Below are 14727 nucleotides of genomic sequence, written 5' to 3' on the forward strand. Positions count from 1 at the left end.
TTACTCTTTGAAAAGTGGCACAAAGGTAAACCTTTCGCCATCAAAAAGTCCCTGGTCGCTCAACTTTAACATAGGGATAACAAGCAGCGCCATAAAGGATAGGGTCATAAATGGTGCTAAAAGTTTTGATCCCAGCTCTTTGGCCATCAGGTCAATCTCCTGGTACTTTTTGCCCACGGTATAACCATCTTCAGCCGCCATTAATCCGGCAACCGGTAATGGTAGCACCTTTTGTTTTCCATTTCCAATGGCAGCTACACCGCCTTTGTTGTCGATCAGGAGGTTGACTGCTTCACAAATGGCTTCGTTGGAAACGCCGATGGCCAGGATGTTGTGCGAATCGTGCCCGACGGTGGAAGCAATGGCTCCCTGCTTCAAACCAAAGTTACGGATGTAGGCTATGGCTGGTGGCTGATCGCTGTAGCGGTTGATGACCGCAAATTTCAAAACATCATGTTCGACGGAAGTTTGTGTGTCCGTGCCGAGTAGGCTTGAATCAAACCAGCTTTCCTTAGTGATTAGTTGTCCGTCGAGAGCATCGATAACTCTTACTTGCGAACCACCCATTTTGAGGTAGAAGTCACTTGGTTTCTTGGGCAGGCAATTGAACTGGTTGATGGGTGTGCAAGGCTGGGTGTCGAAAAGGGCCTTCCCATTTTCAGCCACTTTTTGCCCACCTATCCAGGTCTCCATGACGCCAAAGTTTTCGGTGCTGTCTACCACAATAAAATCGGCTATGTCGCCCTTTTGCAGCAAACCAACATTCAATCCATAATGCCTGACGGGGTTGATGCATGCTGCCTGCAGCACATCGAAAAGGTCATGCCCTTTTTTCAAGGCTCGCACTACTAGTTGATTGATATGGCCTTCGATCAGGTTGTCAGGGTGTTTATCGTCGGAGCAGAACATCAGCTGATCGGCATGATCCTTCATTAGTGGGATTAGCGCCTCGAAATTTTTTGCTGCACTGCCTTCCCTGATGAGGATTTTCATGCCGTGCTTCAGCTTGTCCAGGGCTTCTTCAATAGTGAAGCACTCATGGTCGGTGCTGATGCCAGCAGTGATGTAGTTGGCGGCTTGCTCTCCTTTGAGCCCTGGCGCATGCCCATCCACAGGCTTACCATGCTTCTGCGCTACCCTGATTTTGTCCATCACCAGTGCATCCCTCTGCATCACCCCCGGCCAGTTCATCATTTCAGCAAGGTATTTGATCTCAGGCTTCGAAAGGAGATAATCAATATCCTCAGCGGTGATAATGGCTCCTGCTGTTTCAAATGGAGTAGCTGGCACGCAGGAGGGAGCTCCGAAGTTGAACTTCAGAGGAACGGTTTTAGCATTTTCGATCATGAACTCAACGCCCGCCACGCCCAGCACATTGCCAATCTCGTGGGGATCCGATACCGTTGCTACCGTGCCATGGGTAACCGCCAGCTTCGCAAATTCAGACGGCACCAGCATCGAGCTTTCAATGTGCACATGCGCATCTACAAAGCCGGGGAGGATGAAGCGTAGAGGTGCACCTGCCGTTTCTTCAATACTTTTGATGACGCCAGCTTCTATGGTAAGTCTGCCGGGGTAGACTCTTTTGTTCTCAATGTCGAATATTTGGCCTTCTACCTTTTGCATCGCATTAGTTTAGTATTTCAGTACGATTGACGGATCCACTGGCCACCTTCCAAAGGACTTGCCATAAACAGCCACACCACCTTCGCCTTCTGTTCTTATTTCTACTGTTATTTTTCCGGTAGTGGCGGCATCTTTTAGCATTCTCTTTGAAACTGGTACTTTAGTCAGGTAGCCATAAGAGCCTGCCTCTCGCAGCTTTTTGTCTTGTAGCTGGTGGTGCCAGCTCAAGATTCCTTTGTGGTCGGCTGGGTCGTCGGCTAGGGTCGTCGTTTGCACCTTGGTGCCGTTGACCCAAATAGAGACGGTAGATGGAAACATCGTTTCGTCAGTCATTGGGTAAGAGTTGGGGTTGCTGCTTGGTTCGGCCCTTGCTCCCAGCATGTAGTCCTTGTTGGTGTCGAATTGCTCCCGGTCTTTGGCAAACAACTCCTTGGCAGAAATCTCTACCAGAAAGTAAGCTTCTTTTGCTTTTGCTGTCTCCGTACCGCTTAGGTCAAAAGTATATTCGAAGCTGCCTTTACCAGCGCCGTTCACCTTTAGTCCATCCAGTACATTCCACTGTTTTTTACTCCAGTCAGCTTTGGTGAAAGAAGCCGGAGCAACACTGATCACCTCTGTTTTTGCCACCTTGTCGCTTCCCGTTATTTCGAAGGCTGTAAAATTGCGGTGCACCACTTTGCCACTCATGTCTTCCAGTCTCAACTTGAGGATAGACAAGCCAGCTGTTGAAGGCATTGTCACTTCTATTGGGGCAGGTGCGGATTGAATATATGGCTTGTAGTCTACCAATTGACTGCCTTGTTTGATGGATGACGTTTCGCCGAGGTAGTTGGTGTGGGTCAGCTCGTACACGATTTTTAGCTGGCTACCCATTTCCTGGGCGCTCATGGACGATAAGTAGAGCGGCACGCTGACTGTTTCTCCACCTTTTACCGTTTTGCTTATTTCATTTCCGGTAGAAAGATAAACCAGGGAATGAAAGTCGTTGGTGGTCATTCCTTCAACGATGTCGCCCAGCCCCGTTTTCTTTTCCGTCCTGTCGAAACGCCAATATCCGTTCCATTCGTTAATCACATCATGGTGTTCAGTATACAACCAGCCCGACATGAAGGGGTATTTGCGGAAGGTGTTCATCATGCGGTGGTAGTCCCATGTCCAGTCCACATCGCCGGTGCTACCATCGTAGCCCCACACATTGCCGCACTCCGAGTTTAAATTGGGCTGATTGCCTTGCGTGAAACCGTCTTCAAAGTCGTAAGTGCTGCCCAGATAGGTATTTTTCTCCAGATTGGCCATAAAAGCCTCCCATTCCCATCCGGGAAGATAGCTGTGCCAGGAGTTGATATCCGTTTCTGTATGGCCTGCGCCGCAGCAGATGGAGTTGTCTTCTACCAACCGACTTCCATCCAGCGACTTGGTCAGGTAATACATGGAGGCCACCCAGTTTTGTGTTCTGGGCAGGTACTTGTTCTCCTTTTTGCCATCGACCTCCACAGCGGTTCTCAAGCCCCATGTTTCGTTGAAAACAATCCATGAAAAAATCGCTGGGTGGTTGTAGTCTCTCTTGATCATTTCCCGAAGGGTAAACTCTGCTTCGGCTTGCATTTTCTCTTCTGGCTCGCCCCAGCTATTAGGCAAATCAGCCATGACCAGCAGGCCCAGCTTGTCGGCCCAGTACAATTTACGGGGCACTTCAGCCTTGATATGAACACGGATGCCGTTCAGTCCTATCGACTTGCTGCGTTCAATTTCTTCCCGCATAAACTGATCGGAAGGGAACGTGTAGAAACCATCAGGATGATAAGACTGATCCAAAGTAAGCTGAACGTAGATAGGGTTGTTGTTCAGTGCGATATAGGGATAGTCAGTGCCCGGAAGGTTCACTACGGAGATCTTGCGCATGCCGAAGTAGGTGCCAACCTTGTCGTCGCCCAGCGTTGCTTCGGCGGTGTAAAGGAAGGGATCCTCAAGGCTCCAAAGGTGAGCGTTTGGAATATTGATACTGAAACGTACTTTGTTCTTTCCTTTTGTGATAGTGGCTTCTTGTGAGATCGGCGTCGGTGCACCTTTAATTACCACGTTTACTTTGATGTCCTCTGCTGCGTCATCTGGCAAATAGGCCGTAACGTCCACTTTGTTGTTGTCGATGTCGGGGGTGAAATGAACGGCTTCCAGGTAGTTATTTCCTCTGGCCTCCAGATAAACGGTTTGCCATAGACCTCTGGCATTGCCGTAACCTTGCTTGCCATACAAAGTAAAATCTCTGCGAACGTCATCTACCCGAATGACCAATTTTTGAGTTTGGCCATATTTCACAAATGGAGTAAGATCAAACGAAAAAGGTGTGTAGCCGCCCTGATGACTACCCAGCTTTTGCCCATCTAGCCAAACAGTGGTTTCCCAGTCGGAGGCGCCTACGGTCACGAAAGCTTTTTTACCCTTCCAGCTTGGGTCAACGGTGATCTCTCTTTTGTACCAGGCGATGTCAGCCTCATCCTTTACACCAGAAAGGGTGGAACCCCACGGAAACGGTACCAGGATTGCTTTGTCGAAGCTGGTATTTCCGGCGTTCCAGTTTGCGCTTAAGCCTTCATCGTCAGCATCAAATCTAAATTCCCAAATTCCGTTGAGGTTTTTCCAATCAGCTCTTTCGAATTCAGGCCTAGGATGCTCTGGAAGCGGAATCATCTGTGGGAAAGCAGCCAGCGAGATAAAAATGCCGAGGCTGGCAAGAAGTAAGGATTTCATAAACGAGTAGGTAAAGTGTTAAATCCTAAAACTATGTTTTCAAGCGCCCTTTTACAAGTAGAAATTGGACTGTAGCTCGGAGAATTTATAGACAGTCAAGGATAATGTCGGGCAACATAACGTTAGTCTACAGAGGCTGTAAGGGTATCGTCTAACGAATATAGTTAATTATAATTTGTATTTTTTATATAGAATAGCTGTTAATAGTATAAAATGAACATATAAAGTAAAGATAAATGTAGCTTTGTAACGAACTATAGCAATGGACAACACGGATTTAAGAATACTGGATGAGCTGGCTGCCAATTCCAGGGTAACAGGCGCTGAAATAGCCAGGAAGATTCACTTGTCGCTGCCGGCTGTGACGGAGCGCCTTAGGAAGCTGGATAAGTCGGGGGTGATCGAACAGTATACGATCAGGTTCAGTAGAGAGCGGTTGGGCCTCAAGCTGCTTGCTTTTGTGCAGGTGTGGCTGGAGCATGCTGGTGCCTCGGCGGCAAAAGAATTCCTAATAAGCTTACCGCAGGTGTTGGAGTGCCATCATATTGCCGGGGACTATGACTTGCTCTTAAAGGTGCTGGTGAAAGATACGGGGGAGCTGGAGGAACTACTTTCCAACCGGATCAAAGGGAGCCCGGCTGTGACGAGAACAAGCACAACCATTGTGATGAGTACTTATAAAGAAGACATCAACATCAGATCAAAATAGAGATGGGTAGCAAAGAGGCTGAACAACTGGTAAAAGGATTTGAAGAAGGCACCTGGCCTTCATCGGGGTGGACACACTTTGCTCATTTTGTAATGGCGTTGTGGTATACTTACCACCATCCGATAGCGGAAGCAAGAAAACTCATCAAGGAAGGCATCAAAAAATACAACGAAGCTGTTGGCGGCAAAAACACCGAGGACTCCGGCTATCATGAAACCATCACCGAACTCTATATCCAAATCATTATAGGCTATCTGTCAAGCCTTACCGGCGAGTACGACTTCGATGTTTTGTTGTCGAACCTGGAAGCACAGCCCTTCATTCAAAAGGATTTTCCTTTTAGGTTTTATACTAAAAAGTTGTTGATGAGCAGGGAGGCGAGGGTAGGATGGGTGGAACCTGATGTAAGACCCATCACCTTATTTGACACTGAAGGCAAAATATTGAACGCTGCCTCCTAAAGCAAAAGCCCCAGCAGAAGTTAGTTTCTGCCGGGGCCTTTTAGAATTAAAACTTAGAGAAGGCCTACTTCAAATTCGCCAGAAACTCCACCACATCTCTAATCTCTCTCTTGGTCATGATGCCGCCCATGGGAGGCATGCTGGATGGGGAGTTTTTGCGTTCGCTTATTCTTGCTGTGGGAATGTGAAGTGGTTCTGCTTCTGAAGTTTTCAGCACCAATTCTTTGTCGGTTTCCTCCATCAAAATGCCAGACACTTTTTGTCCGTCTTTCAACGTCAGAGAAACAGAGCCAAACCCTGGTGCCAGTCTTGCACCAGGCTCGATCAGTGCCTGGAGTAGCTGCTCTCTTGTGAGCTTACTGCCTATTCCGCCAAGTTGAGGGCCCACGGTAGTGCCCTCTCCTCTGATCACGTGGCAGCGGGTACATTGTGCGGCTGGGTGGGTGTAGAATGTTCTACCACCCAAGCGAGCATCGCCACCGTAAAGCGTTTCCTGAAAGGCAGCAACGGTATTCGTATCGTCAGACTTGAGTGGGACAAGCTTGGAGGCCAGCGCCGCTGAACCATTTGCCTCGGATGCCTCTATGAGATCAAGCGTCAGGCTCTTGTCCAGTTTCTTGCTGGTAAGCTGATCGATAAGCCCTGACAAGATAGCCTCACTCTTTTCAGGGGACATTTTACCAAGCACTGTCAACATTTCTTGTTGTTCTTTTAGAGAACCTTTGGCGAAAATAGGAGTGACAATGCCAGGTAGATTTTCAACGGAAATCTCCATTCCACTCAAAAGGCTTAGAGCCGTAGTTCTTACCTCGCCTTCTTTATCGTTCATGCCTTTCTTCACGAGTCCTTCCATGTCGCTGTAATTAAGCTTGCCCAGGCTGGTGAGCATTGCCGCCCTTACTTCGGGAAGTGGGTGGTTTGTCATCATCGTGGCTAGTTGGTCATTAAAGTCAGGTACTTGTAATTCTGCCAGCATATTGGCAGCGGCCATCACCACGGCACTATTGGAGCTCTGAAGAAACTTAGCAGCATTCGCTTTCGCTTTTGCCTGAGCAAGTGCAGCGTCTCTTTTGATTTCACCACGGTAGCGGCCGTCTACCCTGTCCATCACCGATGGATTGGCCCAGGTGCCCAGCGTGGCAAGTGCTTCTGCTTTTAGTTCCGGCGCCACGCCATCTCTGAGTGCAAAGGCAATGACCATATCAAGCTCTTTATCTCCACCCACTCTCAAAGCCGCATTGATAGCCCTTCTAAGCAAAGGCTCTGAGGTGAATCTGGTTTCAGTAAGTACGCTTGCCAAAGCTGGCAAAGCTGGTTCTATCGACCAATCATCGTTGATGGCTCGTGCTGCTTCTGTTACGATATACTCATCCTGATCTTTGAGAAAGGCAGCTACCTTTTCGCTACCAAGTCTTCTCAACACCAATACAGCAGCAATGCGCAAAGACCTGCTTGAGCTGCTTGCCAACGCTACCACTGGCTCTTGTTTGCCAATGCGGCTGAGAGCGAGTACGCCTGCGTGTCTGATGTAAATATCTTCATCGTTGTTAGCCTCTATCATTTTGATAAGGTCGGGAATAGCCTGTTCGTACTTGATTCTGCCCAGCGCCTCAGCGGCATAGAACCTCGCTCTTGGATAGTCATTGCTCAAAAGTTTTACAAGCTGAGGCGCAGCTTCGGTGTACTTCACATCTCCAAGCATTTTTGCAGCCTGAGCCACTATTTCAGGATCGCTGTCGCCAAGCAACCCAACAATCGGCGCTGCATGGTCGAGGCGTTGTCTTCCCAGTTGACCCAGCCCCCAAATACCATGAACTCTGGCAAGTTGGTTGTCGGTTTGGTCAATGGCCTTTTTAAATATTTGTGCGCCTTTTTTACCACGGTTCACGAGCTCAAACTGTGCCTTTTGGCGAATGCGCATATCGGCATGAGAAAGCAAGCTGTACAACTTGTCTTCGCTTTGACTTTCGTAATCCAGCACCATCAGTTCTTTGGTTTCTTTACGGGCGGCTGCCAGGTCATTCTTGTCGCTGGTCACATCTATTTTCCAAACTCTGCCATAGTTCTTTGTATCCCAGCCATTGATCCAGTCGGCGGCATAGAGCGCACCATCAGGGCCAAAGCGGATACCAGTAGGAAGGATGCCCAAAGCCAGTTTCTTCTCCTGCTCCAGCTCGAAGGTTGCTCCTTTAGGCTTCAGGGTAAACGACCAGATAGGAGACCTGCTTGGGTTGCCAACAAACTCCACAAGGAAGAAATGGTTTTTCCAGGCTGAGCCAAGTGCCGTGCCGGGGTTATATACCATTCCAGTTGGTCCGTTGTGATAGTTCATGATGGGCGGGATGATATACGCAGCCTGACCTTCCCAGCGTGGTTGGAATAGTCTTTCATCCATCCATACATGGTACTTATTGTTGCGGGGGTCGGTGTATTTTCCATACTGCCAGTTGGCTCTCCAACCAGCGTCGTGTCCCTCTACTATGTGAACAAGCCTTTCGCTTTCACCACGGTGGTCGCCGTCGTTGTCAGAGCTGATGATGTTGCCATAGGCATCGAAAACAAATTCATGCGTGTTGCGAAGTCCGGCAGCAAATACCTCAAAGTTAGTCCCGTCAGGATCCGACCTTACTATCACACCCTGGTTAGGATATTTGTAAGTACTTTCGTCTTTGGCGGTCAAGTTGGCGCCAATGTCACCAATGCCCCAGTAAATACGACCATCGGGCCCTTCAATGGCACCCGACATTCCGTGCCCACCGAAGCCGATATGCACAGCAAACCCTGTTGCAATCGACTCTTTTTTATCTAGCACTTCATCCCCGTTAGTGTCTTGAAGCCTCCACATATCTGGGCCAACACCCACAAAAACGTCGTTTTTCCTCACCAGTAGTGCTCCGGCTACGTCAGTTATTTCGTCATGAAAATCGCTGAGAATCCGCTTGGATACATCGGCAATGCCGTCACCATTTTCGTCGGTAATTTTCCAAACCTCTTCTTCCTCCACAGCAAGGTCTTTCCAGTCATGGACGCCGTCATTGTTCAGGTCGGGCAGGTATTCATTTCTGGCACTGTTTTCTGGTGCGAATTCCATATGTAAAAAGGCCCGGCGTTCCTCTGCGGTTTGCAATGCGATGGAGCGGGTCATCCAGTCCTGGTGGCCACGAATATCGAATTCAGAGTGCTTCTGACGGTTGGTTCGGGTCAGGTACACATTGCCCTCGTCATCTATCGACATGGCAATGGGGTCAGGTGCCAGCGAGTCGGACGCCCAAAGGCTCATGGTAATGCCATCGTACAGCTCAAGGGAAGTATTCTCACGTACTTCCTTGGCCCGATTATAAGCAGTGGCCTGGTCTTCTTTTATCGTCAGTGGAGTTTCTTTAGGCAGCTCTTCGGTACAGCCGACGAGTAGCAAGGTCAGAAAAAAAGCAGGCCACAACCTGCGGGTGTTCAGTAGGAATGTCATATTAAACAGGAGTATATATTTGAAAGTATAAGTTTATATTATTTTAGACGAGGAAGCCAGTAGTTTGCCTTAAACGGCAGGAAAATTTCCCAGCGGCGTCAGATAACTTCCTTTTTTTGGCTGGGAGTGACCGAATACCGTTCAGCCTGACAATCAGGGTAGATACATAATTTTTGTATTGACTTTTGTGAACCTGTCCTATAAAAAGGAGATATTAAGCTACGCATTTAAATGGAGCGCTTAAACTACCTGCTTTGAACATTCAATATTTTACAGAAGATCCTCTGTTTATTTTAGCTATCGGAATCCTTGTTGTTTTCATCAGCATTATAGGATTCAGGCTCCATGCGTTTCTGGCGCTACTGCTCGGTGCCTTTGTTGTAGCTCTCATCACTCCCGAATCAGCAGTTCTTCTTTATCAAATGGGCAAAGGTGCCTCCGAGGCTTCGGCTCAAAGGCTTGCCACCCAAGGTGAAGGGATTCGCATCGCTACCGAATTCGGGAATACCTGTGGAAAAATCGGGATTCTGATCGCTATGGCTTCCATCATTGGTAAGACCATGCTGGGAAGTGGGGCTGCTGAGAAAATTGTGCGATCCACACTGAAAATCACGGGCGACAAATATGCGCCCATGACATTTCTGGGAAGCAGTTTTTTCATTGGTATTCCTGTGTTCTTTGATACTGTTTTTTATCTAATGGTGCCGCTGGCTAAAGCCATGGCGATGCGGGTGGGAAAAAATTATGGACTGCTGATCTTGTGCATCGCTGCGGGGGCAGCCATGGCCAACTCATTAGTCCCACCGACGCCGGGCCCACTATTTTTAGTCACCGAAATGAACATACCCATTGGCATGATGATGATGGGAGGCTTCCTTGTTGGGCTGGTGACCATCAGCGCCGGTTACCTTTATGCCGTTTGGGCCAATCGCAAGTGGCCAATTCCGTTGCGGGATGCTGTGGATGCTCCGCTGGATGAGATCAAGACACTGTCTGAGAAAGACGAGCGGGAGCTTCCTGCGTTGTGGTTTTCCTTGCTGCCGATATTTATTCCTATTGTGTTGATAAGCGTAAATGCCCTGATCGGCTCTTTTGCTGAGGTGAGTGAAACGTCATCGTTCACTGGGGTGCTGGACTTTGTCGGAGAAAAAAATGTTGCTTTGTCCCTTGGAGCTCTTTCTTCCATTTGGCTGCTGGCTGTGCAGAAAAAAGGGGACAAAAAAGGACTAACTGCCTCAGTTCAAACCGCCTTGATGAGTGCTGGCGTGATCATCCTTATTACCTCAGCCGGTGGCGCTTTCGGAGGTATGTTGCAACAAACGGGCATTAGTCTGCGACTTGCCGAGCTCACAAAGGACTACCAAATGGCGTTGATACCGCTGGCCTTTTTTATAACCGCTATTGTTAGAACGGCCCAGGGGTCGGCGACAGTAGCGATGATTACTGCCTCGGGCATACTGGCAGGAATGGCAAATACAGGCACACTTGAATACCACCAACTGTACCTGGGGCTGGCCATTGCCTGCGGCTCGAAACTTATTCCCTGGATGAACGACAGTGGATTCTGGATTGTGTGTAAAATGAGTAACCTTACCGAGCAGGAGGCACTCAAAACTTTCTCGCCTTTACTTACCATTATGGGGCTGGTGGGATTGGTGGTCATCCTTATTGCCGCCAGCATTTTCCCTCTTATATGATTGACCTGTCTGAAACATCGAAAAACATGACACAGAACATTAATCGAAGAAAAGCCATTTCTTCCCTTATCAAATCCTCTCTTGGAGCTTCAGCTGTGGCTGGATCGTTGGGTTCGGTAATGACCGGATGTGAACCAGCCGATGGCAAAGAGGAAACTACATCAACCCCAAAAGCTAAGCCCATGCGCATGCACGTCGGCTGCCAGCACGGAGGCACCGGGAAAGAAAACCTTGAGTACCTGGCCCGGCACGGTGTGTTTCACCTGGACGGAGGCTCTCCGAAATTGATTGAAGGAGTTGGCTGGGATTTGGACGACTCTCTGGCTAAAAAGGAAGCCTGCGAAAAATACGGGATCAGTCTCGACGCCTATCATCTGCCGCTATCCTCAGCTGGTATCGACAAGATTTCAACACCTAACATCATGCTTGGGAAAAGTCCCGAAAGAGACCGTGAGATAGAAATGATCCAGCAAATGATTTCGGTGGCGGGAAAAACGGGTGTTCGCACCCTCAACTACAACACAATTATCCTGGAAATACTCAGAACAGGCAGAACAGTTGATCCCACCCGGGGCAATGCCTCTTACAGCACATGGAACTACGAAGAGGCTCTGAAGCAAGACAAACCAAAAACTGTTGCAGGAGATGTTTCGATTGATGCCATGTATGAGCGGATTACCTACTTCCTCGACCGGGTGCTGCCAGTAGCCGAGGAATACAACGTGCGCCTGGCCAATCACATCGCCGACCCACCAGCACCCGTGGGGTTCAGAGGGATAACTAGATGGAACAGCCCCGATGTGTTTGAAGGGATCAAGAAATTTGCGCAACTATACGACAGTCCTTCACACGGTTTTAACCTCTGCCTGGGCTCCACTGCTGAGGGCTTAAAAGACCCGAGAAAAGAAATCTTGCCCATCATCAAATGGGTAGGTGAACGGAAACAGATATTCAACATTCACCTGCGAAACATCAAAGGCGGGTGGAATAATTTTCAGGAAGTATACCCCGATAACGGCGACATGAACTTTGCTGAAATCATCCGGGAATTGAGAAATGTGGACTATGACGGTATGGTGATGCCGGACCACATTCCGCACCACGACGACCCCGCCAGTGGCTTGCAAGGGCACGCCTTTGCATTTGGCTACATCAAAGCATTGATAGACGTTATCGGCAGTGAAGTGTAAAATTCAAGTAATTTGTTGTGCCCCAGGCCAAATAACCAATAACTAGTCACTTAATTCCCCCTATGAAAGGCCCCATCATCAAAGACATCATCATCACACCCATCGCCACAGTCGACCCACCGCTACTTAACGCCGCTGGGCTGCACGCTCCTTATGCGCTCAGAACGATAGTGGAGATTGTTACCGACGACAACATTATCGGCATCAGCGAAATCCCCGGCACGGCCGACACCAACGAGGCGCTGGAAAAGGCAAGAGAGCTTATCATTGGAAAAGACGCCTATCAACTCAATCAGATAAGAGACGCCATAGAAAGCCATTTTGATGAGGAAACCACCTCAGAGCGTGGCGACGCTCCGTGGGATCAGCGCAAAATTGTGCATGTATTCAGTGCCATTGAGGTGGCCTGCCTTGATATTCAAGGCAAGGTGCTTGGTAGGCCAGTTGTTGATCTTTTGGGAGGCAAAAGAAGAGATCGGGTGCCATTTGCAGCCTACCTTTTCTATAAATATGAAGGAGCTGGTGGCGAACTAGCGTTTGGCACTGACCCCAAAGCTACAGGTTGGGATGCCGCCCGGCAGGCCGAGGCGGTTACCCCCCAGGGAATAGTTGAGCAGGCTGTTGCCATGGTCGGGGAATTCGGAAATAAGTCAATCAAACTAAAGGGGGGGGCTTTTCCGCCTGCCGAAGAAGTGGCGGCTATGTTGGCGCTTTACGATCACTTTGGCCCGGATGTGCCCCTGCGTCTCGACCCTAACGCCATTTGGAAGCTCGAGACGGCCATCGAATATGGTAAAAAGATGGAGGGTATTCTGGAGTATTTCGAAGACCCCGTGAGGGGACAGGAGAATATGGCCAAAGCCCTAAGGGCGTTGAAAATGCCGCTGGCTACCAACATGTGCACGACTAGCTTTGAGGACATTCCTGGTAGCATTGCTCTGGGTTCTGAAGACATAATCCTTAGCGACCACCATTTTTGGGGTGGACTGCGCAGCTCGATGGAGCTGGCTAAACTCTGCCAGACATTCGGGCGCAAATTGTCGATGCATTCCAATAGCCATTTAGGCATTTCGCTGGCAGCCATGGTGCATCTGGGTGCTGCCTTGCCGGAGATTCCTTACGCATTGGATACCCATTATCCGTGGCAGTCGGAGGAGGTAATTGCTGGCGGCCGAATGAAGTTCGAAGAGGGAGCTGTGCAGGTGCCCGCTGGACCTGGTCTTGGCGTGGAAATAGACCAGAAGGCGCTGAAAAAGCTTCACCAAAACTATTTGAAATGTGGTCTAACCAAACGTGACGACCTGGTGGAGATGAGAAAGGTGAATCCTGACTGGGAATTTAAGAAGGTGAGGTGGTAGACACCATTTATTCTTTCATCACCTCTGCCGAAAAGCTCTCTGCCCAGTTAACGAGCAAGTCCCTTTGCTCTTTGGACAATTGTGCATCGCCATGCATGATCGTGTACGATTCCAGTGGCATTTTTCCCTCGCCCACCTCTTCAGTAAGGTCTTTGAGTATTCTCACTTTTTTACTCTTTCTGAGGCTCGCCCATTCCGAAAAATTAACTTCTTCTCTACCATGATTAATATGGTCGAAAACGAACCAGGAAACTGGCGTGATATACGAATACCACGGGTACCGGGTCTCATTGGAATGACAATCGTAGCAGGCCGCTCTTAACAAACCGCTCACTTCCGACGAAATCTGAGAAGTCGCAATCAGGTCATCTGGATTGTCGGATGCTACCTCAGGTGGAGTACCTCTGAAAAACTGGAGTCCTACAACGAGGACTCCAATGCCTAAGACTATTTTCTTGATCAACGTTTATTCTAATTTAGCGAGCGCAGCTTCGGCCCATTTGTGCAACTTGGCTGACTCTTCCTCGGTCAGTTTCATATTGGGGTACTTCTCCACCATTTTCGCAGGAGGCATTTCTCCTTTGTCGAGCACTTCCAAAAGCTCGTCAAGCTTAGCCATGGCATCGGCACCGCTCAGGGTTTGCAGCTTCTCCCATTGTAGTTTCTCTTTGGCTTTGTCGCTTTTTCCCGAGGGAGAGTGGCAGCCCAGGCATTTTGCTTCAATCACCGACATGGCTTCAAGAGTGAATGCCACTGTTTTGCCAGCGTCGGCTTCGGGCACCAGCAGGATTTTTGTAGGTTCTTTTTCCTGAGCCATTCCTGACGCAGCGAACAGCAGGAGAGCTCCGGCAAGTAGAGTAAATTTTTTCATAGCATGTAGTTTTTCACTCTAATATATTAAATATCGGTATGTATGGACATCCATACATAAAAAAATTGTAGCCCCCTTCTTTGCATTTTGATTTGAAGCTCCACTCTGCTATTGCCACGTCATTTTAGCACTTGGGCGTGGGATGACGTTTTTAGCCTGACGGCTACACCTTCCACTTAGCATCGTCCTCTTCACATTCTTTTAGTCTTAGCTTGGTCATCTCGCCGATAAGAGCAAAGGGTAGCTCTTTGTTGTGTGGGAATTGTACCGACCCTTCAGCTGTTTTGTAAGGCTTCAGTTCGTTGGTGAAAGCAGCGACCACAGACGGCGTGGGGTAGAACCCAATATGATTTTTGAAGGCGGCCCAGGTCACCAGAATCCTCTTGGCGGTATATGCTGGCATACGCCATTTGATGCCTTGCTCGGCGGCAGGAGCTAGGGCAACAATGCAATCGTGCAGTTGGAAAAGCCGTTCCCGAAGCGCTTCTGGGGCGTTTGAAATGTACTCGTCAATGCTTTGTGCTTTAGGTGGTGCCATAGGCGTTGGTTTTGTCAACGACAAACGAAAGATAATAAATTGGACTTCAATGGTTTTATTTTT

General features: G+C 48.8%; 11 protein-coding genes. 5 read left to right on the forward strand and 6 right to left on the reverse strand.

All coding sequences use genetic code 11. The annotated features are described in order from the left end of the window. Positions 1-1626, reverse strand: a complete 1626-nt coding sequence (gene ade, locus ACMVP2_RS18135; protein ID WP_416864510.1) for an adenine deaminase — start codon at positions 1624-1626, stop codon at positions 1-3. Between the two features lie 9 nt (positions 1627-1635). Continuing rightward, positions 1636-4374, reverse strand: coding sequence for a glycoside hydrolase family 2 protein (locus ACMVP2_RS18140; protein WP_416864511.1), 2739 nt, complete (start codon positions 4372-4374; stop codon positions 1636-1638). Positions 4375-4636: 262 nt separating this feature from the next. On the opposite strand from ACMVP2_RS18140, the gene ACMVP2_RS18145 reads away from it, so the two are divergent. Continuing rightward, positions 4637-5083 carry an Lrp/AsnC family transcriptional regulator gene (locus tag ACMVP2_RS18145; protein ID WP_416864512.1) on the forward strand — a complete coding sequence of 149 codons (447 nt, stop codon included), beginning with the start codon at positions 4637-4639 and terminating at the stop codon, positions 5081-5083. 2 nt (positions 5084-5085) lie between these two features. Then, complete coding sequence (locus ACMVP2_RS18150) at positions 5086-5544, forward strand: hypothetical protein (protein WP_416864513.1); 459 nt, start codon at positions 5086-5088, stop codon at positions 5542-5544. 64 nt (positions 5545-5608) lie between these two features. Here the strand turns inward: ACMVP2_RS18150 and ACMVP2_RS18155 are convergent, their stop codons facing one another. Then, positions 5609-9010, reverse strand: a complete 3402-nt coding sequence (locus tag ACMVP2_RS18155) for a HEAT repeat domain-containing protein (protein WP_416864514.1) — start codon at positions 9008-9010, stop codon at positions 5609-5611. A 260-nt stretch (positions 9011-9270) separates the two neighbouring features. Between ACMVP2_RS18155 and ACMVP2_RS18160 the strand changes: the two genes are divergently transcribed. From ACMVP2_RS18160 to ACMVP2_RS18170, 3 genes are all read left to right on the forward strand, one after another. Continuing rightward, positions 9271-10707 (forward strand): GntP family permease, encoded by a 1437-nt coding sequence (locus ACMVP2_RS18160; RefSeq protein WP_416868207.1) that lies wholly within the window; start codon positions 9271-9273, stop codon positions 10705-10707. A 26-nt stretch (positions 10708-10733) separates the two neighbouring features. Then, the gene (locus ACMVP2_RS18165; protein ID WP_416864515.1) at positions 10734-11897 is read left to right on the forward strand and encodes a mannonate dehydratase; all 1164 of its coding nucleotides are present in this window, start codon (positions 10734-10736) and stop codon (positions 11895-11897) included. A 62-nt stretch (positions 11898-11959) separates the two neighbouring features. Then, the gene (locus ACMVP2_RS18170) at positions 11960-13255 is read left to right on the forward strand and encodes an enolase C-terminal domain-like protein (protein ID WP_416864516.1); all 1296 of its coding nucleotides are present in this window, start codon (positions 11960-11962) and stop codon (positions 13253-13255) included. 7 nt (positions 13256-13262) lie between these two features. On the opposite strand, the gene ACMVP2_RS18175 is transcribed toward ACMVP2_RS18170, so the two are convergent. The 3 genes from ACMVP2_RS18175 to ACMVP2_RS18185 form a co-directional block, all read right to left on the reverse strand. Next, entirely contained in the window at positions 13263-13718 is a 456-nt protein-coding gene (locus tag ACMVP2_RS18175; RefSeq protein WP_339793642.1) for a heme-binding domain-containing protein, read from the reverse strand. Between the two features lie 3 nt (positions 13719-13721). Next, positions 13722-14126 carry a heme-binding domain-containing protein gene (locus ACMVP2_RS18180; protein WP_416864517.1) on the reverse strand — a complete coding sequence of 135 codons (405 nt, stop codon included), beginning with the start codon at positions 14124-14126 and terminating at the stop codon, positions 13722-13724. 163 nt (positions 14127-14289) lie between these two features. Then, the gene (locus tag ACMVP2_RS18185) at positions 14290-14664 is read right to left on the reverse strand and encodes an iron chaperone (RefSeq protein WP_416864518.1); all 375 of its coding nucleotides are present in this window, start codon (positions 14662-14664) and stop codon (positions 14290-14292) included. Positions 14665-14727 lie beyond the last annotated feature (63 nt).

The organism is Imperialibacter sp. (assembly GCF_048007035.1).
Lineage (GTDB): Bacteria > Bacteroidota > Bacteroidia > Cytophagales > Cyclobacteriaceae > Imperialibacter.